The organism is Stenotrophomonas sp. S41 (genome assembly GCF_016624625.1).
In the GTDB taxonomy this organism is placed as follows: domain Bacteria; phylum Pseudomonadota; class Gammaproteobacteria; order Xanthomonadales; family Xanthomonadaceae; genus Stenotrophomonas.
This window is the reverse complement of the sequence record NZ_JACVTV010000025.1, coordinates 1-19,329: the sequence shown is the minus strand read 5'-3', so window position 1 is coordinate 19,329 and position 19,329 is coordinate 1. Positions and strand designations below refer to the sequence as shown.

17 protein-coding genes are annotated in these 19,329 nt (G+C 69.4%); 7 read left to right on the top strand and 10 right to left on the bottom strand.

Annotated features, from left to right (window positions below):
• Positions 1–20 precede the first annotated feature (20 nt).
• Positions 21–1,943, top strand: coding sequence for a signal peptide peptidase SppA (gene sppA / locus IAE56_RS07790; RefSeq protein ID WP_200752121.1), 1,923 nt, complete (start codon positions 21–23; stop codon positions 1,941–1,943).
• A 135-nt stretch (positions 1,944–2,078) separates the two neighbouring features.
• Here sppA and IAE56_RS07785 read toward each other — a convergent pair whose 3' ends face one another.
• On the bottom strand, positions 2,079–2,285 hold the full coding sequence (locus IAE56_RS07785) for a hypothetical protein (RefSeq protein ID WP_200752120.1): 207 nt from the start codon (positions 2,283–2,285) through the stop codon (positions 2,079–2,081).
• Between the two features lie 110 nt (positions 2,286–2,395).
• Here IAE56_RS07785 and IAE56_RS07780 point away from each other — a divergent pair, with 110 nt between their 5' ends.
• Complete coding sequence (locus IAE56_RS07780; protein WP_164073917.1) at positions 2,396–3,172, top strand: SDR family oxidoreductase; 777 nt, start codon at positions 2,396–2,398, stop codon at positions 3,170–3,172.
• Positions 3,173–3,241: 69 nt separating this feature from the next.
• Here IAE56_RS07780 and IAE56_RS07775 read toward each other — a convergent pair whose 3' ends face one another.
• The 9 genes from IAE56_RS07775 to IAE56_RS07735 form a co-directional block, all read right to left on the bottom strand.
• Positions 3,242–3,973, bottom strand: coding sequence for a hypothetical protein (locus IAE56_RS07775; RefSeq protein WP_200752119.1), 732 nt, complete (start codon positions 3,971–3,973; stop codon positions 3,242–3,244).
• A 187-nt stretch (positions 3,974–4,160) separates the two neighbouring features.
• Entirely contained in the window at positions 4,161–4,862 is a 702-nt protein-coding gene (locus IAE56_RS07770) for a DUF4124 domain-containing protein (RefSeq protein WP_200752118.1), read from the bottom strand.
• Positions 4,863–4,905: 43 nt separating this feature from the next.
• Positions 4,906–5,496 (bottom strand): Sua5/YciO/YrdC/YwlC family protein, encoded by a 591-nt coding sequence (locus IAE56_RS07765; RefSeq protein ID WP_108770134.1) that lies wholly within the window; start codon positions 5,494–5,496, stop codon positions 4,906–4,908.
• A gap of 204 nt (positions 5,497–5,700) precedes the next feature.
• On the bottom strand, positions 5,701–8,175 hold the full coding sequence (locus tag IAE56_RS07760) for a DNA topoisomerase I (RefSeq protein WP_200752117.1): 2,475 nt from the start codon (positions 8,173–8,175) through the stop codon (positions 5,701–5,703).
• Positions 8,176–8,387: 212 nt separating this feature from the next.
• On the bottom strand, positions 8,388–9,317 hold the full coding sequence (locus IAE56_RS07755) for an RDD family protein (protein WP_200752116.1): 930 nt from the start codon (positions 9,315–9,317) through the stop codon (positions 8,388–8,390).
• A 55-nt stretch (positions 9,318–9,372) separates the two neighbouring features.
• The gene (locus tag IAE56_RS07750; RefSeq protein WP_200752115.1) at positions 9,373–10,104 is read right to left on the bottom strand and encodes a GYF domain-containing protein; all 732 of its coding nucleotides are present in this window, start codon (positions 10,102–10,104) and stop codon (positions 9,373–9,375) included.
• 39 nt (positions 10,105–10,143) lie between these two features.
• A complete protein-coding gene (locus IAE56_RS07745) occupies positions 10,144–10,617 on the bottom strand; it encodes a DUF494 family protein (RefSeq protein WP_108770130.1) in 474 nt (157 codons plus the stop codon).
• A 43-nt stretch (positions 10,618–10,660) separates the two neighbouring features.
• Positions 10,661–11,794, bottom strand: coding sequence for a DNA-processing protein DprA (dprA, locus tag IAE56_RS07740; RefSeq protein ID WP_200752114.1), 1,134 nt, complete (start codon positions 11,792–11,794; stop codon positions 10,661–10,663).
• 183 nt (positions 11,795–11,977) lie between these two features.
• Positions 11,978–13,105, bottom strand: a complete 1,128-nt coding sequence (locus IAE56_RS07735) for a LysM peptidoglycan-binding domain-containing protein (RefSeq protein WP_200752113.1) — start codon at positions 13,103–13,105, stop codon at positions 11,978–11,980.
• A 128-nt stretch (positions 13,106–13,233) separates the two neighbouring features.
• On the opposite strand from IAE56_RS07735, the gene def reads away from it, so the two are divergent.
• The 5 genes from def (at position 13,234) to IAE56_RS07710 (ending at position 19,264) form a co-directional block, all read left to right on the top strand.
• Positions 13,234–13,746: a peptide deformylase gene (def, locus tag IAE56_RS07730; RefSeq protein WP_108770127.1), complete on the top strand. Its 513-nt coding sequence runs from the start codon at positions 13,234–13,236 to the stop codon at positions 13,744–13,746.
• Between the two features lie 121 nt (positions 13,747–13,867).
• Positions 13,868–14,791, top strand: coding sequence for a methionyl-tRNA formyltransferase (fmt, locus tag IAE56_RS07725; RefSeq protein WP_200752112.1), 924 nt, complete (start codon positions 13,868–13,870; stop codon positions 14,789–14,791).
• Positions 14,792–14,795: 4 nt separating this feature from the next.
• Positions 14,796–16,127 carry a 16S rRNA (cytosine(967)-C(5))-methyltransferase RsmB gene (gene rsmB / locus IAE56_RS07720; RefSeq protein ID WP_200752111.1) on the top strand — a complete coding sequence of 444 codons (1,332 nt, stop codon included), beginning with the start codon at positions 14,796–14,798 and terminating at the stop codon, positions 16,125–16,127.
• A gap of 22 nt (positions 16,128–16,149) precedes the next feature.
• The gene (locus IAE56_RS07715) at positions 16,150–17,865 is read left to right on the top strand and encodes a glycosyltransferase family 39 protein (RefSeq protein WP_200752110.1); all 1,716 of its coding nucleotides are present in this window, start codon (positions 16,150–16,152) and stop codon (positions 17,863–17,865) included.
• Positions 17,866–17,959: 94 nt separating this feature from the next.
• Complete coding sequence (locus tag IAE56_RS07710) at positions 17,960–19,264, top strand: O-antigen ligase (protein ID WP_200752109.1); 1,305 nt, start codon at positions 17,960–17,962, stop codon at positions 19,262–19,264.
• Positions 19,265–19,329: the final 65 nt, after the last annotated feature.

Below are 19,329 nucleotides of genomic sequence, written 5' to 3'. Positions count from 1 at the left end.
GAAGCCATCCGGAGCGCTCCATGAACCAACCCGTGCCCCCGCTGCCCCCGGCGCATCGCAATCCCATCGCCGGTTTCTTCATCGGGCTGTGGGACGTGATGAATTTCACCCGCAGGCTGATCCTCAACCTGGTGTTCTTCGGCCTGCTGCTGTTCGTGGTGGTGATGTTCATCGTCGCTGCGGGCATGAGTGCCGGCGCCAGCAAATCCCTGCAGGACCGCACCACGCTGGTCATCGCGCCGGAAGGCCGTCTGGTCGAGCAGTACAGCGCTGATCCGGTCAGCCGCGCGCTGGCCAAGGCGGTCGGCGACAACGGTGCCGAGGAAGTGCAGCTGCGCGACCTGCTGCGCGTGATCGAATCGGCCAAGGCCGACAAGAAGATCGAACGCGTGGTGCTGGAGCTGGACAAGCTGCAGCCGTCCGGCTTCGCCTCGCTGCGTGAAGTGGCCGGTGCGCTGCAGGACCTGCGCGCCTCGGGCAAGCAGATCGTGGCCTTCAGCCAGAGCATGGGCCAGTCGCAGTACCTGCTGGCCGCGCAGGCCGACGAGGTCTACCTGGACCCGATGGGGTCGGTGGTGCTCGAGGGCCTGGGCCGTTACCGCCAGTACTTCCGCACCGGCCTGCAGGACAAGCTGGGCGTGGACGTGCACCTGTTCAAGGTGGGCGAGTACAAGTCCGCCGCCGAACCGTACGTGCTGGATGCGGCCTCGCCGGCGTCCAAGGAAGCCGACCTGTTCTGGATGAACGACGTGTGGCAGCGCTACCTGGGTGACATCGCCAAGGCGCGCCGCCTCGATCCGGCACAGCTGGCTGCGGGCATCGATACGCTGCCCGAAGGCGTGGCCGCGGCCGGCGGTGACCTGGCCAAGTTCGCCCTGCAGCAGAAGCTGGTGACCGCGCTGAAGACCCGCGAGGAATTCGAGGATCTGATGATCGAGCGCGGCGTGGCCGACGAAGACGCTGATGGCGGCTTCCGCAACATCGATTTCGCCTCGTACATGGGTCAGCTCGACGCGCGCCGCAACCCGGTGGACAACCGTCCGCAGGTGGCCGTGGTGGTGGCCTCCGGCGAGATCAGCGGCGGCGACCTGCCGGCCGGTCGCATCGGTGGCGAGTCGACTTCGGCCCTGCTGCGCGCCGCGCGCGACGACGACCAGGTCAAGGCCGTGGTCCTGCGCGTGGATTCGCCGGGCGGTGAAGTGTTCGCCTCCGAGCAGATCCGCCGCGAAGTGGTGGCCCTGCAGGCCGCCGGCAAGCCGGTGGTGGTGTCGATGGGCGACCTGGCCGCCTCCGGTGGTTACTGGATCAGCATGAACGCCGATCGCATCTATGCCGATCCGTCGACCATCACCGGTTCGATCGGCATCTTCGGCATGATCCCCAACTTCAGCCGCGCGCTGGACAAGTTCGGCGTGCACACCGATGGCGTGGGCACGACCCGCTTCGCCGGTGCCTTCGACGTCACCCGCCCGATGGACCCGGCCGTGGGCCAGGTCATCCAGTCGGTGATCAACAAGGGCTATGCCGACTTCACCGGTCGCGTCGCCGAGGCCCGCAGGAAGCCGGTCGAAGCCATCGACGAAGTGGCCCGTGGCCGCGTCTGGAGCGGTGCGCAGGCCAAGGAACGCGGCCTGGTCGACGCCTTCGGCGGCATGAAGGACGCCGTGGCCGACGCCGCCAGCCGTGCCAAGCTGGGCAATGACGAGAAGTACCGCGTGCGCTACATCGAGAAGCCCGCCACTCCGTTCGCGCAGTTCATCAGTGGGTTCGCCGGCAGCCATGCCGGTGCCTGGATGCTGGCCGATTCGGGTGTCGCGCGGATGATGCTGGCGCGCACGATGCCGGAAGTGGACACCCAGCTGCGCTTCGTCGAGAACGCCGCGCGCGAGAAGGGCAACGGTGCACCGGTGAAGGCACTGGCGTACTGCTTCTGCGGTTTCTGACCGGCACTTGCTGGTAATGAAAACGCCCGGCTCCGGCCGGGCGTTTTTTTATTGGTAGCGCCGGGCCATGCCCGGCGGATTCTGGAGGCCGCGCTCCGCGCTCGCCGGGCATGGCCCGGCGCTACCTCTCATCCGCTATTGCGTTGCTTCAGCCTCGGCCTTGCGCTCGCGCTCGGCACCGGCGTCCACGGTCTTCTGCACGTCCTTGGCGCGGTCCAGCGGCTGGTTGATGGCCTTGGCCAGCGCCTGCGGCTCCGGCGGCTTCTCGGGGTTGGGCGGGGCCGGCTTCTGGCAACCGGCCAGCAGTGCGACCGACAGGCAGACGGGAATCAGCAGACGCATCGTGGTGCTCCGGGGCGGGTGATGCGGCAGTGTCGCACTGTCGGCAACGCCCTGCTGTGACGCGTATCCTTGCGGCATCGAAATACAGCGGGCGCGGCCCCGGAGAACTCATGACCCAGCAACGGTGGCGCCTTGACGGGCAGACGGCCCTGATCACCGGTGCCAGCGCCGGCATCGGCCTGGCGATCGCACACGAACTGGCCGGTTTCGGCGCCGACCTGATGATCGTCGGCCGCGATATCGACATGCTGGAAACCGCGCGCGACGAACTGCTGGACGTGCATCCGCAGATGCAGGTTCATGCGCTGGCCGCCGATGTCTCCGATGACGAAGACCGCCGCCAGATCCTGGACTGGGTGGAGGACCACAGCGATGGCCTGCACATCCTGGTCAACAACGCCGGCGGCAACGTCACCAAGGCGGCGACCGAGTATTCCGAGGACGAGTGGCGCCAGATCTTCGAGACCAACCTGTTCTCGGCCTTCGAGCTGTCGCGCTACGCGCATCCGCTGCTGGCCCGGCACGCCTCCTCGTCCATCGTCAACGTCGGCAGCGTTTCGGGCCTGACCCATGTGCGCAGCGGCGTGGTGTACGGCATGACCAAGGCGGCGATGCACCAGATGACCCGCAACCTGGCAGTGGAATGGGCCGAGGACGGCATCCGGGTGAACGCGGTGGCGCCGTGGTACATCCGCACCCGGCGCACGTCCGGCCCGTTGTCCGATGCCGACTACTACGAAGAAGTGATCGCACGTACGCCGATGCGCCGCATCGGCGAGCCTGAAGAAGTGGCCGCAGCGGTGGGCTTCCTGTGCCTGCCGGCGTCGAGCTACGTTACCGGTGAGTGCATCGCGGTCGACGGCGGCTTCCTGCGCTACGGGTTCTGACCCTGACCCGGGGTCGGATCCCTTTCCGCAGGAAAGGGCTCTGACCCCATCAACGCCGGGTGGCAGCGCCTACTCCGGCACCCGGCAATCACTCTCAGTCAGCACCGCCTGCAGGCGCTCGCGCTCGGCACGGGCGGCATTGCGGTTTTCCTCCGAGGCAAAGCGCTCGCGACCGCGGGCATTGCGGAAGCGCTGTTGCCAGCTGCCACAGCGCTGCGCCTCGGCCACTTCGCTGCAACGGTCGCCGACCACTTCGCAGCTGGCCGCATTGACCGGCGTGGCACCGCCCAGGCCGCTGACGTTCATCAGCTCGCAGCGGCCCGGCGCGGCTTCGTACTCGTGCAGGTACTGGCCGCCCTGCGAGTCCTGGCACTGGAAGATCGGCGGCAGCGGCGGCTTGGGCGGTGCGTTCTCGTCGACCGCGGCATCACCGGGGCGGGGCAGCAGGGCGCTGTCGAGGATGGCATCGCCGCCCTCGCGCTCGACCATGTAGGCCTCGCTGATGATGCGCTCCTGGCCCGCGCGCGGCGGTGTGGGAGCGACGGGCGCTTCCGTGGCGGGCGCTGCAGGCGCGGGGTCGGCGGCGACCGCCGCTGGCGTGGGAGCGGCCGCGGGGGCTGCAGCCGGCGTCGACGGCGCGGAGCCGGGCAGCTTCACGATCTCCTGCTTCATGCCGGCCGAACAGGGCATGCGCTGCACGGTGGGAACATCGCTGCTGCCGGTGCAGCGGTAGATCACCATCTCCTCGGCCGCGGCAGCGCCGGGCAGCAGGCACAGCGCCAGCCAGATCAGTTTCTTCATGCCAGCAGCCTACAGCAGCGGCCGCCGCCTGGTAGATGCCAACCTTGGTTGACGCACGCGATGGCCGGTGCCCCGGTAGATGCCAACCTTGGTTGGCGCTGGCAGACAGCGGTGCCCACCAAGGTGGGCATCTACCAGGGCAGGAGCAGAGCGCCCACCAAGGTGGGCATCCACCAAAGCGCAGCGCTCAGCCGCCGCTGCAGTCCTGCGACAGGCGCGCGTCGATGCCGCGCTGCTCGTTGCTGATCGCGGTGCGTTCGCTCTGCAGCGCGCTGTTGTAGCGGCGGTCCAGCTCCCAGCGGCGGTCGCGCAGGCGCGAGCAGACTTCGCGCGGCGGCAGCAGGCTGCAGGCGTCGCGCACCAGCACGTTGCCGCCGGGCACGTTGACCCCGTAGCCGAGCGGCGGCCGGTGCACCGGGATGCCGCCGGCCCCCGGCGGAGGCCCGATGCCGATGGCGCCGCCTCCCGGTCCCGGCGGACGCGGGCGCGGTCCGCCATGGGGGCCCGGTCCGTACCAGACCGTGGTCCATACCGGCACCCAGCGCGGATTACCCTCGTTGTTGTCGCTGGTATAGCGGCTGCCGTCGTCGCGCACGCACTCGTACATCGGCTGCGGCGGCTGGATGTAGACGTGGCGGACCTCGCGCACGCCCATGTCCGGCGTCGCTGCGGGTGTCGGCGGCGGGGTATCGGTACTGACCGCACGCGGCGGCGGGTCGCGCGGGCGCTGCAGGTCGCGCACTTCCTGGCGGCCGCTGCTGCAGGGCTTGTCCTGCAGCGCAACGGCGCCGTTGCTGCCAACGCAGCGGTAGACCCGCACGTCATCGGCAGCGAAAGCCACCACGGGCATCGACAGAGCCAGGCAGAGGGCAGGGCGCAGCAGGTTCATGGCTGCAGCCTGCGCGAATTGCCGCGGCACTGCAATCGGCGCATCAGGAGCGCAGGATGCTGCCGCTGAGCGCGTCGCGGATGGGCGTCGGCTGGGCCAGGCCGCCGGTCTGGCCATCGAGGATGCCGTCGAGCAGTCGCAGCAGACGCGGGTCCAGTTCTTCGCGACTGCGCGCCGGCGGTTCACCGGCCAGGTTGGCACTGGTGGACACCAGCGGGCCGCCCCAGGCGCGGCACAGCGCCGCCACCAGCGGGTGGGCGCTGATGCGCACGGCGATGCCGCTGTGTTCACCGGTCACCCACGGGCGCGCACGGGGGCCGGCCGGCAGGATCCAGGTGTTGGCGCCGGGCCAGCTGGCCAGCACCGCGCGCTGGCGGGCGTCGGGCAGCGCGTCCAGGCGCACCCAGCCTTCCAGCTGCGGCAGGTCGGCGGCGACCAGGATCATGCCCTTCTCGACCGGGCGCTGCTTCAGGCGCAGGACCATGTGCACCGCCGCCTCATGGGCAGGGTCGCAGCCCAGGCCCCAGACAGCTTCGGTCGGGTAGGCGATCACGCCCCCCGCGCGCAGCGTGGCAACAGCAGTATCGAGGGTGAGTTCTTTCATGGGGAAGGCCGGCCCGACGTGGGGCTTCATTATCCCCCCGCGGCGTGCAGAACGGGTGGTGGGCCCCGACGGTGGGCGCGGACGGTACGGTGGGTGGGGGCCCGGGGGGGGCCCCCCCCCCCCCCAAAAACCGGGGGGCGGGGGCCCGCCCCCGCGGGGGGGGGGGGGGGGGGGGGGGGGGGGGGCCCGGGGGCCCCCCCCCACCCCGGCAGATCATCCACGCATGGCGTGGATCTACTTGGCGGCCTTCTTGACGGCCTTTTTCACTGCTTTCTTCGCCGCCTTCTTGGCCGGCGCCTTCTTCGCAGCAGCCTTCTTCGCAGCAGCCTTCTTCGGCGCGGCTTCCTTCTTCACCGCCGCCTTCTTGGCCGGGGCCTTCTTCGCGGCGGCCTTCTTGGCGCCAAAGCCCTTGCGCACCGGCTTGCCGGTTTCTTCCATCAGCTGCTGCACTTCAGCCAGGGTCAGCGATGCCGGCTCGCGATCCTTGGGGATCTTGCCGTTCATCTTGCCGTCGCTGATGTACGGGCCGAAGCGGCCGTTCAGCACCTGGATGTCGCTGCCCTCGAACTCCTTGATGATCCGGTTGCGCGCGATCTCTTCCTTCTCTTCGATCAGGAAGACGGCGCGGGCCAGGTCGATGGTGTACGGGTCGTCTTCCTTCTTCAGCGAGGCGTAGGTGCTGCCGCGCTTGGCGAACGGGCCGAAACGACCGATGCCGACGCTGACGTCCTCATCCTTGTCCTGGCCCAGTGCGCGCGGCATCAGGAACAATTCCAGCGCGTCTTCCAGCGAGATGGTGTGCATCGACTGGCCGGGGCGCAGCGAAGCGAACTTCGGCTTCTCCTCGGCGTCCTCGGCGGTGCTGCCGATGGCCGCGTACGGCCCGAAACGGCCCAGGCGCACGCTGACCGGCTTGCCGGTCTTGGGGTCGGTACCCAGTTCGCGGGCACCGCTGGCCTCGGCGCGGTCGACCGATTCCTTCTTGTCTTCCACCAGCTCCTTGAACGGTTCCCAGAAGCGGGCCATCAGCGGGATCCACTCTTCCTCGCCGCGCGAGACGGCATCGAGCTCGTCTTCCAGCTTGGCGGTGAAGTCGTAGTCCACGTACTGGGTGAAGTGGCTGGACAGGAACTTGGACACCGCACGGCCGACGTCGGACGGACGGAAGCTGCGGCCTTCCATTTCCACGTACTTGCGGAACAGCAGGGTCTGGATGATCGAGGCGTAGGTCGAGGGACGGCCGATGCCGTACTCTTCCAGCGCCTTCACCAGCGCCGCTTCGGTGAAGCGCGGCGGCGGCTGGGTGAAATGCTGTTCGGCCAGGATGCGTTCCAGCGGAATGCGGTCGCCAGGCTTCATCGCCGGCAGCTTGCGGCCTTCGTCCTCGTCCTCGGCGCTCTTGTTGTCCTTGCCTTCCTCGTACACGGCCAGGAAGCCGGGCACCACCACGGTGGTACCGCTGGCGCGGAACACGTGTTCGCTGCCGGCCGACAGGTCGACGCTGACGGTGTTGAGGGTGGCCGGGATCATCTGGCAGGCGACGGCGCGCTTCCAGATCAGCTCGTACAGTCGGCGCTCGTCGTCGGTGAGGAAGCGCGACACCTGGGCCGGGGTCCGCAGGGCCGAGGTCGGGCGCACGGCTTCGTGGGCTTCCTGGGCGTTCTTGGACTTGGTCTGGTAGGTGTTGGGCTGGTCCGGCAGCGAGGCGATGCCGTAATCGCGGGCGATCACGTCGCGGATCTCGGCCAGCGCGTCCTGCGACAGGTTCACCGAGTCGGTACGCATGTACGAGATCAGGCCGACGGTGCCTTCGTCGCCGATGTTCACGCCTTCATACAGCTTCTGCGCCACCTGCATGGTCTTGCGGGTGGTGAAGCCGAGCTTGCGCGAGGCTTCCTGCTGCAGGGTGGAGGTGGTGAACGGCGGCGCCGGGCGGCGCTTGCGCTCCTTGCTGGCCACGTCGGTGACGTGCAGCGAACCCTGCGCGGCCTGCTGGATGCGCAGGCGGGCTGCCTCGGCGGTGTCGCCGTCGATGACGGTGAACTGCTCGAACTTCTGCCCGTCCAGCTTGATCAGCTTGGCGTTGAAATGCTGGCTGGGGTGCGCGCACTCGGCAGCGATGGACCAGTATTCGCGGGCGATGAAGGCTTCGATCTCTTCCTCGCGCTCGACGATCATGCGCAGCGCCGGGCTCTGCACGCGGCCGGCGGACAGGCCGCGCTGCACCTTGCGCCACAGCACCGGCGACAGGTTGAAACCGACCAGGTAGTCCAGCGCGCGGCGCGCCTGCTGGGCGTCCACCAGGTCGCTGGCGATGGCGCGCGGCTGGTTGATGGCTTCCTTGATGGCGCGCGGGGTGATCTCGGTGAACACCACGCGCTGCATCGGCTTGTCCTTGACCAGCCCACGCTCCTTCAGGATCTCGGCGATATGCCAGCTGATCGCTTCACCCTCGCGATCCGGGTCGGTCGCCAGCAGGATGTCGTCGGCGCCCTTGGCGGCCTTGGCGATGGCATCGACGTGCTTCTCGTTCTTGTCGATGACGTCGTAATGCATGGCGAACCCGTTGTCCGGGTCGACCGCGCCTTCCTTCGGGATCAGGTCGCGCACATGCCCATACGAGGCCAGGACGGTGTAGTCCTTGCCGAGGTATTTGTTGATCGTCTTGGCCTTGGCCGGCGATTCGACGATGAGCAGGTGCTTGGGCATGTCGGGAAAGGTCTGTGGGCGGACCGGGGGAAGGGGCCGCTAGGGTGGAGCAAACGGCCGCATTAGTGAAGCGGCCACGGGCAAATCCATAAACTGAACGCCCGGTAGTGTGCCGGGCGTTCAGGTTTCCTTATTAGAGGAATCACGCCCGGAGGGCCCCTGTCAAGGGGCGGGGCGTGATGACGGCCGCCTGCCGGCGCCGTCGGCCAGGCTCAGCTGGCCATGTTGGCGATCACGCCCACTGCGATGATCGAGATGATCACGCCGCCCAGGACCATCAGGCCGCCGATGACCAGCATCACGACGGTGACCGTGCCCAGCTCGCGCCGCTGCAGGTGCGGCTGGTCGGTGAAGGCCCAGCGGTCGACCACGACGGTGTCGGAGACCATGTCGTGCAGGGCCTGCTTGCGGTCGGTGAACGCCGCCATCAGGTAGCCGATGCACAGGATGATGCTGCTCAGGATCGTGGCGAAGTAACGACCGATGCTGCGGCCCAGGGTCAGGCGCTCACCGTTGCCGCGCACGACCTTGATGCCGACGGCCATCTTGCCCGGCGTGGCGCCGCCGGCCGAGGCGTGGAACCAGGCGTAGTACACCATCGAGATGGCCAGGCCGGCCAGGCCGCTGACCAGCTGCGCGGCCACGCCCGTGGCCGTATCGCCACCGCCTGCCGCGCCCATGCCGAGGCCGATGCCCACGCCGAGGACCATGCCGATGATCCAGCTGGGGATCAGCAGGATGAAATAGTCGATCAGGTAGGCCGCGAAGCGCTTCCAGAAGCCCGCATAGACCACCTCGCCGCCCTGCACGGCCTGGCTGTAGTCGCCGCTGGCCGCGCCCGGGGCGCTGTAGGGCGAGCTGCTGAGTGCGCCGGTGCCCGGCAGGGGGGCGGTGCCGTTGTCGATGGCGGCATAGTCGCCGCGCAGATCGAAGCCGCCCGCGGCGCTGCTGTCGCTGGCCTCGGCCAGGGTCTGCAGGCCCAGTTCATCCACCACCTGGCGCAGGGCGGCCCACTGGCCCATGCCCTCGCGCCACACCAGCGTGTCCAGGGTCAGCTGCCCGCGCTGGAAGCGCTGGCGGATCTCGGTGGCCGGGAACGGTCCCTGGCGTTGTTGTCCTTCGGCGAAATACCACTCAGTCATTGCGTTCCCCTGTTGGGTCATCCTTGGATTTCAGGCTGCCTGCGCGGCCGGCGGCTCAACCGCGGCACTGCACGGGCAGGTATTTGTTGTCGCTTTCGCCGGTGCATTCCCAGCGGCCGCTCTCGCGGTCGTATTCCTGCCACAGCAGGTCGCCGTCGATCGTCTTGCCGGGGACGGCCAGGGTGGCTTCGATACCGCAATGGCCGTTGTTGAAGCGGCCGATGTGCACGGCAGACAGCCCCTGGCTGGCGAAGCTGCCCGCTTCGGGGAAGCCGGCGTCGTTGGCGCCCGGGCAGCGGCCCTGGTCGTCGGCGAAACGCTGGACCTGTTCCTTCAGCGGCTGCAGGGCGGTAATCGCACCGGCGACCTTGGATTTGATCACGTAGTCGTTGTAGGCGGGCAGGGCGATCGCGGCCAGGATGGCCAGGATCGGCACCAGGACCAGCAGGGCGACGCCGCCGATGATGGCGGTCAGCGCGCAGCCGGACAGGCCCTTCTTCGGCGGCGGCAACGCGGTGCTGGCGCTGGCGTGGTAAGGCGCTTCCGGCGGCAGGATGGGCGGTTGCGGGGCCGCCGGCGCTGGCGGCGCGCTGGCCGGTGCATCGACGGCCGGCACGATCAGGCCCAGTTCGTCGACGACGCTGCGCAGGGGCTGCCATTGCGGCAGCCCGTCGCGCCAGACCAGGGTGTCCAGGGTGATTTCGTTGCTGCGGAAAAGCTCGATCAACTGCTCCGCCGGCAACGGGCCTTGCTGGCGGTTGCCTTGGGCGTGAAACCACTCACTCACGGGGACGCTCCTGAATGCGCTTGGTCCCCAAGTGTACGGTCAGTGAAGGGGTTCTGGCTCGTCCATGAACATCTGCGTTTCCATCCAGGCATACGCCGCCTCGGCGCCGGGCTGGTTGAACAGCACCATCAGCACGACCCACTTCAGGTCGTCCAGGTCCAGTTCGTCCTGGTCCAGGGCCATGGCACGGTCCAGCACCAGCTCGCGCTGGTCGGCATCGAGGATGCCGTGCTGTTCCAGATAGAGCAGGAAACCGCGGCATTCCACGTCCAGCTTGTCCAGCTCGGGGCCGTGGAAAATGCGCACGGGACCGTCGACCCGGGCCTGCGCCACGCTCGGCCGCTGGGCAGCCAGCGCATCGAGCCAGTCGAAGGCCTTGTTGATCTCGGTAGGGCTGAAACCGGCCTGGATCAGGCCATTCTGCAGCGAGTCGCGGTCACGGATCAGGTCCGCATCTTCGCTGAAATAGTGTTCAAACAGGTACAACAGTACGTCAAGAATGCTCTCTTTCATTGCCCCTCGGCCTGCGTCGCGCGACGCTGTGGAGGTGAAGAAACTAGGGAGTTCGACAGTAGCGGCCGTGTACGCACACCACGATTCCCGCCAGTTCCATGGCCAGCAGCATGGAGGACACCTCAGGCGCCGTCAATCCACAACGCGTGATCAATGAATCCATACCGCTTGGGTTGTGGTCCAGTGCCCGCCACAAGCTCTGGTAGTCAGGGTCGTTCGCCCACCGGTCCGGCAGGTCTGCCGGCGATGCCTGTTCAGTGGGGGTGGCAAGGCGGCTTTGCAAGCCGGGCAGTTGCTGGCGCAGGGCAGGGGCCAGCAGCTCCAGTACATCTTCGGGCCGTTCGACCAGGGCCACGCCCTCGCGGATCAGCCGATGGCAGCCGGCCGCACGCGGGTTCAGCACCGAACCGGGCACCGCGCCGACCTCGCGCCCGGCCTCGGCGGCCAGGCGGGCGGTGATCAGGGCGCCGGAGCGCTGGGCCGCCTCGATGACCACCGTGGCCAGGGAAAGCCCGGCCACCAGCCGGTTGCGCGCCGGGAACTGCCCCGCCCGCGCCGGGGTGCCCGGCGGGTATTCGCTCAGCACGACGCCTTCGGCGGCGATGCGGGCCTGCAGGCGGGCATTGCCGGGCGGATAGGCCTGGTCCGGGCCGGTACCGATGACCGCCACCGTGCGCCCGCCCGCATCCAATGCGGCGGTATGGGCGGCGGCATCGATGCCGGCGGCCAGCCCGCTGGTCACCGCCAGGCCGGCCTCGACGAAGCAGGTGGCGAAGCGCGCCGCCAGTGCGCGCCCGGTGGGGGTTGGCGAGCGGCTGCCGACCACCGCCACCGCCGGGTGCCAGGCCAGGCTGGCGTCGCCGAACACGAACAGTGCCAGCGGCGGCTGCGGGATGTCCTGCAGCAACGGCGGAAAGGCCGGATCGGTGCAGCCCAGCAGCTGCTGGCCGGGGTGCTGCAGCCAGCGCAGGGTGGTGGCCAGCGTTGCGGGATCGGGCTGCTGCAGGGCGGCGCATTGTTCAGCGGAACAGCCGTGCGCGCGCCAGCCGGCCACGCCCAAGGCGAGCGCGGCGGAGGCATCGCCGCTGGCCAGCAGCAGGGCGCGGCGGGGCGCCAGCGGTCCACCGGCCAGGACCAGGCGGGCGAGGGCATCGAGGGCAAAGGCGGGGCGGGGCATCGCCCGACTATCGGCTACGGACGACGACGGCGCCCTAGGGCGCCGTCGCGTTCTGCTGTCAGGGGAGTCCGCCTCCGGCAACCGCCTGCGGTGCGGTGCCGCCCGGCTGGAACCGGCGGGGTAGAGTCGACCGTTGGTCGACTACCGCGGACGGATCGAAGCGCAGTCGACCAACGGTCGACTCTACTTCGCGTCCGGGTGCTGGGCGCTGTAACCCACGTTCACCGGCTTCACGCCCTGCATCACCAGCGCGTAGCTGACGTTGTCGAAGGTGCGGAACACCATCGCGTGGGCGGCGTATTCGTCCGGCAGGCTGACCCGGCCCGCACCGGTGGACGGCGAATCGTCCATGCGCGAGGAGTTCGGGTACTTCATGCGGTGGGCGACATGGCTGCCCTGGCGCCACAGCGAGAACACCGTGCCGTTGTCCACGCCCTGGCTGCGGCCGGCGGAGATGGCGATGACGTCGCGCGGGCCGCCGGCATTGAACATGTCGGCAACGGCCAGCACGCGCACATCCAGGCCTTCCAGGCTGGCGGCGGGCACATGCGGGAAGAACTGCAGGTCGTACGGCTGGGCCTCCACCGGCACCAGGCGGTCACCGGCACGCACTTCACGGCCGTCGCCGTTGGCGTCCAGCATCAGCGTGGAGGCTTCGGTCTTGCCGCCGGCCACCTGGGTGATGGTGCCGAGGCCGACCTGGGCCAGCTCATAGCCCAGCACGCCGCGGCGATGGTTGGGCGCGTTGTAGGCCTTCCACAGGTTGCCGCTGCCTGGGGTGACGTCGCCGTTGGCGGTCAGGTCCTCGGTCGGCTTGGGCTGGCCGTAGCGCACGGTCGGGCGGACCACGGCCCAGCGCTGGCCGACCTGGGCATCGGCCAGACGGACATAGGCGGCCTGGCCACTGGTGGCGCGCAGGCGGTTCCCTTCCAGGCCGACCACGTAGGGCAGCTGGTCGATGCTGTCGACCACGCTCAGCTGCTTCAGGAAGGGTTCGACCTCCGAGAGCGGCACGCCGGTCACCGGGGCTTCCGTGCGCGGGCCGGGCTGGGCCGTCACGCGGTCCAGGTAGGCCAGGCTGAGCACGTCACCCGGGTAGATGAGATGCGGGTTGGCGATCTGCGGGTTGGCCTGCCAGATCTCCGGCCACAGCCAGGGCTTCTGCAGGAACCGGCCTGCAATGTCCCACAGAGTGTCCCCTTTGCGGACCACGTAGGTGTCCGGGTGCCCGCCATTCACTTCAACGGCGGTAGCATAGGCAGCCACGGTCAGCATCGCCGCAGCGACGACCGTACGAAAACGAAGCAACATAGGTGCGAAGCCCTGATTCCCCAACAGGTTCGCGCACTATAGTCCAGAAACCGGGGCGCAAGGCAAGCGTTGCAGATAGAATCTGCGACGTATGCCGGCGTATCCCCGGCCCCAACCCGGAAACAGCCATGGCCCTGCTCCCCATTCTTGAGTTCCCCGATCCGCGCCTGCGTACCAAGGCTGCGTTGATCGACGCCGCCGAGGTGACCACCCCGGCCTTCCAGACCCTGCTCGACGACATGTTCCAGACCATGTACGACGCCCCCGGCATCGGCCTGGCCGCCAGCCAGGTGGACGTGCACAAGCGCTTCATGGTCATCGACGTGAGCGAAGAGAAGAACGAGCCGCGTGTGTTCATCAACCCGGAGATCGTCGCCAAGGACGGGGGCCAGGTGTACCAGGAAGGCTGCCTGTCGGTGCCCGGCATCTTCGCCGACGTGACCCGCGCCGACTCCATCACGGTCAAGTTTCTGGACCGCCAGGGGCAGCCGCAGGAGCTCACCACCGACGGCCTGCTGGCGGTGTGCGTGCAGCACGAGATGGACCACCTGGACGGCAAGCTGTTCATTGACTACCTGTCGCCGCTGAAGCGCGAAATGGTCCGCAAGAAGCTGGCCAAGCAGCGCAAGCACGTGGCCTGACCGCCATCGCGGGCCGCCCTTCGCGGCGGCCCCTGCCTGCGCGTCCCGCGCGGGCTGTACGGCGCCGGCCGACGGCGCCGTTGTTCTTTCTGCACGCATCCAACCTGCAAGTGGGGTAGCCATGAGGATTGTCTTTGCCGGTACGCCGGAATTCGCGGTGTCGTCGCTGCGCGCGGCCGCGCGCCATCACGAGGTCGTGGCCGTCTACACCCAGCCGGACCGCCCGGCCGGCCGTGGCCGTGGCCTGGCACCGTCGCCGGTCAAACTCGAAGCGGTTGCCCGTGGCATCCCGGTCTACCAGCCGGAAACCCTGAAGGACCCGGCCGCCCAGCAGCAGCTGCGCGACCTGCAGCCGGACTTGATGGTGGTGGTGGCCTATGGCCTGATCCTGCCCAGGGCGGTGCTGACCATCCCGACCCACGGCTGCTGGAACGTGCACGCCTCGCTGCTGCCGCGCTGGCGCGGCGCCGCGCCGATCCAGCGCGCGATCCAGGCCGGCGATGCCACCACCGGCGTGTGCCTGATGCAGATGGAAGCAGGCCTGGATACCGGCCCGGTGCTGCTGCACCAGGAGCTGGCCATTACCGACACCGCCACCGGTGGCGACCTGCATGACGCGCTGGCCGCGCTGGGCGCGCAGGTGCTGTCCGATGGCCTGGGCCTGCTGCGCGCGGGCATCAAGCCGATCGCGCGGCCGCAACCGGAACAGGGCGTGACCTACGCGCACAAGCTGGACAAGGCCGAAGCGAAGCTGGACTGGGCGCAGGACGCGCAGGCGCTGGCGCGCACCGTGCGTGCGTTCAACCCCTGGCCGATCGCCGAAGCGCAGCTGGCCGGCGAGCGCGTGCGCATCCATGGCGCGGTGGCGCTGGACCTGGCCCACGGCCAGGCCCCGGGCACCGTGCTGGCCGCCGGCCGCGAAGGCATCGACATTGCCTGCGGGCAGGGCGCCCTGCGCCTGCGCGTCCTGCAGCGCGAGGGCGGCAAGGCGATCACCGCCGCCGACTACCTCAATGCGCGTCGCGACCTGCGCGTGGGAGCGTAATCCGGTGTCGAAGCAGAACGATTTCTCCATTGCCAAGGCCGCGCCGGGCGCCGCCACCCGCATGCTGGCCGCACGCGTGCTGGCCCAGGTGTTCACCCGTGGCCGTTCGCTGAAGGCCGAACTGGCCTGGGCCCTGCCCAAGCTGGCCGATACCCGCGACCGCGCGCTGCTGGAAGCCCTGTGCTTCGCCGTGCTGCGCCGTCGCAGCACCTATGACGCCGCGCTGCAGGCGTGGATGCAGAAGCCGCTGTCGGCGCGTGATGCCGACCTGCGCACCCTGCTGATGGTTGGTTTCGCGCAGCTGGACGTGCTGGAGCTGCCCGCCCATGCCGCGTTGTCGGCCACTGTCGACGCGGCGCGCGCGTTGGGCCGCGAGCGCCAGGCCGGCCTGGTCAACGCCATCCTGCGCCGTGCGCAGCGCGAGGGGTTCCCGGAACAACCCGCGCGCGACGCGTTCCCGGCCTGGCTGGCCGAGGCGGTCGAGCGCGACTGGCCGCAGCAGGCCGAGGCGATCTTCAGCGCCAGCCTGCAGCCGGCACCGCTGTGGCTGCGTGCCAACCGCCAGCTTGGCGGCCGCGACAAGGCGCTGGCCGCGCTGGCGGAGGCCGGCATCGCTGCCGAGCCCAGCCCGCTCAGCGCCGATGCGCTGCGCCTGGCCGAGCCCAGCCCGGTGAACCAGCTGCCGGGCTTTGCCGACGGCGCGTTGTCGGTGCAGGACCTGTCGGCGCAGTGTGCGGCCGATGCCCTGGCGCCGCCGGCCGGCGCACGGGTGCTGGATGCCTGTGCCGCCCCCGGTGGCAAGTCGGCGCACCTGCTGGAGCGCGACCCGAGCCTGCGCCTGCTGGCGCTGGACATCGATGCGCGGCGCCTGGCCCGGGCCAAGGACACCTACGCCCGTACCGGCGTGGGCGAACACGTGCAGACCCTGGTGGCCGACGCCAGCGATACCGCAGCCTGGTGGGATGGCACCCCGTTCGACGCCATCCTGCTGGATGCCCCGTGCTCGGCCACCGGCGTCATCCGCCGCCAGCCGGACGTGATGTTCCACCGCCGTGCCGAGGACATCGAGGCGCTGGTGGGGGTGCAGGCGCGCCTGCTGGAAGCCTGCTGGGCGATGCTGCGCCCCGGTGGCGTGCTGCTGTATGCGACCTGCTCGATCCTGCGCGCCGAGAACGTCGACCAGGTGCGGGCCTTCCTGAAGTGGCATCCGGACGCCCAGGCGGCACCGCTGGGTGACGCTTTCGGCGTGGACTGCGAGGGCATCGCCCGCCAGCGCCTGCCCGGTGAAGACGATGCTGACGGTTTCTTCTACGCGCGTCTGCTAAAAACAGCCTGACCCCGTCGCTGTCCGAGTTCCCATGCTGAAAACCCGCGCGTCACGCGAGACGTGGTTGTTCGTAGTGATGGCCTTCCTGGTGCTGGGTGCGGGGCTCGGACTGCGCGATCCCTGGCCGTCGGACGAGCCGCGTTTCGCCCTGGTCGCCAAGCAGATGGTGGACAGCGGCCAGTGGCTGTTCCCGCATCGGGGGCTGGAGCTGTATTCGGACAAGCCGCCCATGCTGATGTGGTGGCAGGCCACCCTGTACAGCGTGATCGGCAACTGGCGGGTGGCCTTCCTGCTGCCTTCGCTGATCGCCGCGCTGGGCACCCTGTGGTGCGTGGTCGACCTGGGCCGGCGGCTGTGGACGCGCCGGGTCGGCCTGTACGCCGGCTGGGCGCTGCTGTTCGCGCTGCAGTTCACCTTCCAGGCCAAGAAGGCGCAGATCGACCCGCTGGTGGTGCTGTTCGTCACCCTGGCCAACTACGGTCTGCTGCGCCACCTGCTGCTGGGGCCGGCCTGGCGCTGGTGGTGGGCCGGCTGGTTCTTCGCCGGCATCGGGGTCATCACCAAGGGCGTGGGCGTGCTCGCGCTGCTGATCATCCTGCCGGCGGCGATCGCCTCGGCGCTGCACTGGCCGCGGGTGCGCCTGCATGCGCGTGACCTGCGTTTCTGGCTGGCGCCGCTGGCCTTCGTACTGGCCGTCGCGCTGTGGCTGGTGCCGATGGTGATGACCGCGCTGGCGACGAAATCGGGCGAGTACCAGGCCTACCTCGACGACATCCTGTTCCGGCAGACGGCCAAGCGCTACGTGCAGTCGTGGGACCACCACCAGCCGTGGTGGTACTTCCTGGGCACGATGCCGTCGATGTGGATCCCGGCGTTCCTGGCCCTGCCGTGGGCGATCCCGGCCTGGCGCCGGCGACTGCGGCGGCGTGATCCGCGCTACCTGCTGCCGCTGGCCTGGTGGCTGCTGATCGTGCTGTTCTTCTCCCTTCCGCACGGCAAGCGCGATGTCTACATCCTGCCGTCGCTGCCGATGTTCTGCCTGGCCCTGGCGCCGCTGATGCCGGGCCTGCTGCGCCGCCGCGACGTGCAGTGGGTGCTGGGTGGCTTCACCCTGCTGCTGTCGCTGGGGACGCTTGCCGCCGGTGCGTCGGCGCTGCTCGGCAACCCCGGTTTCGAAGTACGGCTGGTGCTGGAGCGCGGGCTGGAGCCGGGGGCGGTGGTGGCGATGGCCTGGGCGGTCCTGGCCATGGGCGCCGCGGGCGTGGCCGGCCTGCTGCTGTTCGGCCCGGCGCGGCGCCATCTGGCGCTGGTCTCGATGCTGACCGTGGTGTGGGTGCTGTACAGCCTGGTCGGCTACCCGGTGTTGAACGATTCCAGTTCGGCCCGCGGCCTGATGCGCTCGGTCGATGCGCGCCTGGGGGCCGATGCCGAGCTGGGCCTGGTGGCCTGGAAGGAGCAGAACCTGCTGATGGCGAGGCGCCCGGCGGCGACCTTCGGCTTCAACGTGCCCTGGCATCAGCAGCTGCAGGCCGGGGTGCAGTGGCAGCAGCTGTCGCCGCAGCGGCGCTGGCTGCTGGCCCACGAGGACGCGCTGCTGGGCTGCGTGGACCGCAATGGTGCGGTGTTGGCCGGTGTCGCCAACCGTCGCCGTTGGTGGTTGGTGCCGGCATCGGCGGTACACGGACCCTGCGTGCCCAGCGAAGCCGAACTGAAACGTGAACGGCGGTTGCAGAGAAACGAGCAATAACGTGGCCGCTGGCTTGTCCAGACTGCCCAAGCGTGCACAAAGGCAGTAAAACATCAGGCGGGCGGCCTGCCACAGGGCCGCCGTTTTCTTCCGCATGACCGCAGCGATCATTCCCGACGTGCCAGCTTCACCGGACAACCTGAGCCTCGCCCGCGCCGAACCGCTGCCCGCGCCTGCCGGCGGTCGCCTTGGCGCCGCGCACTGGATCGCGCAGATCGGCCTGTTCTGCATGCCGGCACTGGTATTGACCGTACCGGTGAACCTGTTGCCGTATGCGCTGACCCTGCTGCTCAGCACCCTGCTGGCGCCGGAGCTGCTGTGGCGCGCGCGGGGCATGGGCGGCACGCCGGTGCGCGCGCTGACCTGGCTGATGCTGGCGGCGGTGGCGCTGGGCCTGGTCTCGGTGGTGCTGTTCGAGCAGGGCCTGCGCGACGTCGACAACCGTTCGCGGTTCCTGGTCATCCCGTGGATCGCACTGTGGGTCTGCGCGCTGCGCCCGGACCTGCGCTGGCTCTGGCGGGGCGCGCTGGCGGGCCTGCTGGGCAGCTTCGTGCTGTCGCTGCTGCAGGTGCTGCAGGGCGCATCGCGCGCCGAACTGACCACCAATGCCATCGTGCTGGCCGACATCGTGGTCATGCTGATGGTGCTGCTGGTGTTCTGCCGCCCGTCGCGACGCTGGTCGCTGGTCATCGTCGGCATGGCCGCCGGCTGCGGCACCATCGTGCTGACCGGCAGCCGTGGCGTGTTCGCCGCCCTGCTGGCGCTGCTGGTGGTGCTGGCGCTGAGCCTGCGCTGGCGGACCGGCGTGGCCCGGCTGTCGGTGCTGGCCGGCATGCTGGCCATCGGTGCCACCCTGCTGCTGTCGGTGCCCGAACTGCGCCACCAGGTGCGCCTGACCGAACTGCACAGCGACGTGCAGAAGCTGGAACAGGGCGACGTCGATTCCTCCGCCGGTGCGCGTGTCGAGCGCCTGCAGGTGGCCTGGCAGACCTTCCTCGATCATCCGCTGACCGGTGTTGGTATCGGCCACTTCGACAGCGCCATGCAGCGCGTGCCGGTGTGCCGCGACGATCCCGCCGAAGTGCGCTGCCACCTCGGCCATGCGCACAACGACATGGCCGAATGGGCCGCCACCCAGGGCCTGCCGGGCCTGTTGATGCTGATTGCCGTGTACGGCGTGCCGCTGTGGGTGTTCGTCTACCTGCACCGGCGCAGCGGCCGCGTCACCTTCCGCGGGCCGGCGGCGGCGGGGGTGATGATCGTGATCGCCTACGTGCTGTGCGGGTTGACCCAGTCGATGTTCGCCCACCAGATGACGGCCAGCTTCTACGTGACCATCGTCGGGTTGCTGACCGGCCTGTCACTGCTGGAAGGCGCCCGCCATCGGGCGAAGGCCTGACACCTGGCCGCCGGGCATGGCCCGGCGCGACCGGGAGGGCGGGCCCCCCAGGGGGTGGGCTCGGG

Coding starts and splice junctions, on each gene's coding strand:
- sppA (WP_200752121.1), top strand. CDS start 21: ATGAACCAACCCGTGCCCCCGCTGCCCCCGGCGCATCGCAATCCCATC.
- IAE56_RS07785 (WP_200752120.1), bottom strand. CDS start 2,285: ATGCGTCTGCTGATTCCCGTCTGCCTGTCGGTCGCACTGCTGGCCGGT.
- IAE56_RS07780 (WP_164073917.1), top strand. CDS start 2,396: ATGACCCAGCAACGGTGGCGCCTTGACGGGCAGACGGCCCTGATCACC.
- IAE56_RS07775 (WP_200752119.1), bottom strand. CDS start 3,973: ATGAAGAAACTGATCTGGCTGGCGCTGTGCCTGCTGCCCGGCGCTGCC.
- IAE56_RS07770 (WP_200752118.1), bottom strand. CDS start 4,862: ATGAACCTGCTGCGCCCTGCCCTCTGCCTGGCTCTGTCGATGCCCGTG.
- IAE56_RS07765 (WP_108770134.1), bottom strand. CDS start 5,496: ATGAAGCCCCACGTCGGGCCGGCCTTCCCCATGAAAGAACTCACCCTC.
- IAE56_RS07760 (WP_200752117.1), bottom strand. CDS start 8,175: ATGCCCAAGCACCTGCTCATCGTCGAATCGCCGGCCAAGGCCAAGACG.
- IAE56_RS07755 (WP_200752116.1), bottom strand. CDS start 9,317: ATGACTGAGTGGTATTTCGCCGAAGGACAACAACGCCAGGGACCGTTC.
- IAE56_RS07745 (WP_108770130.1), bottom strand. CDS start 10,617: ATGAAAGAGAGCATTCTTGACGTACTGTTGTACCTGTTTGAACACTAT.
- dprA (WP_200752114.1), bottom strand. CDS start 11,794: ATGCCCCGCCCCGCCTTTGCCCTCGATGCCCTCGCCCGCCTGGTCCTG.
- IAE56_RS07735 (WP_200752113.1), bottom strand. CDS start 13,105: ATGTTGCTTCGTTTTCGTACGGTCGTCGCTGCGGCGATGCTGACCGTG.
- def (WP_108770127.1), top strand. CDS start 13,234: ATGGCCCTGCTCCCCATTCTTGAGTTCCCCGATCCGCGCCTGCGTACC.
- fmt (WP_200752112.1), top strand. CDS start 13,868: ATGAGGATTGTCTTTGCCGGTACGCCGGAATTCGCGGTGTCGTCGCTG.
- IAE56_RS07715 (WP_200752110.1), top strand. CDS start 16,150: ATGCTGAAAACCCGCGCGTCACGCGAGACGTGGTTGTTCGTAGTGATG.
- IAE56_RS07710 (WP_200752109.1), top strand. CDS start 17,960: ATGACCGCAGCGATCATTCCCGACGTGCCAGCTTCACCGGACAACCTG.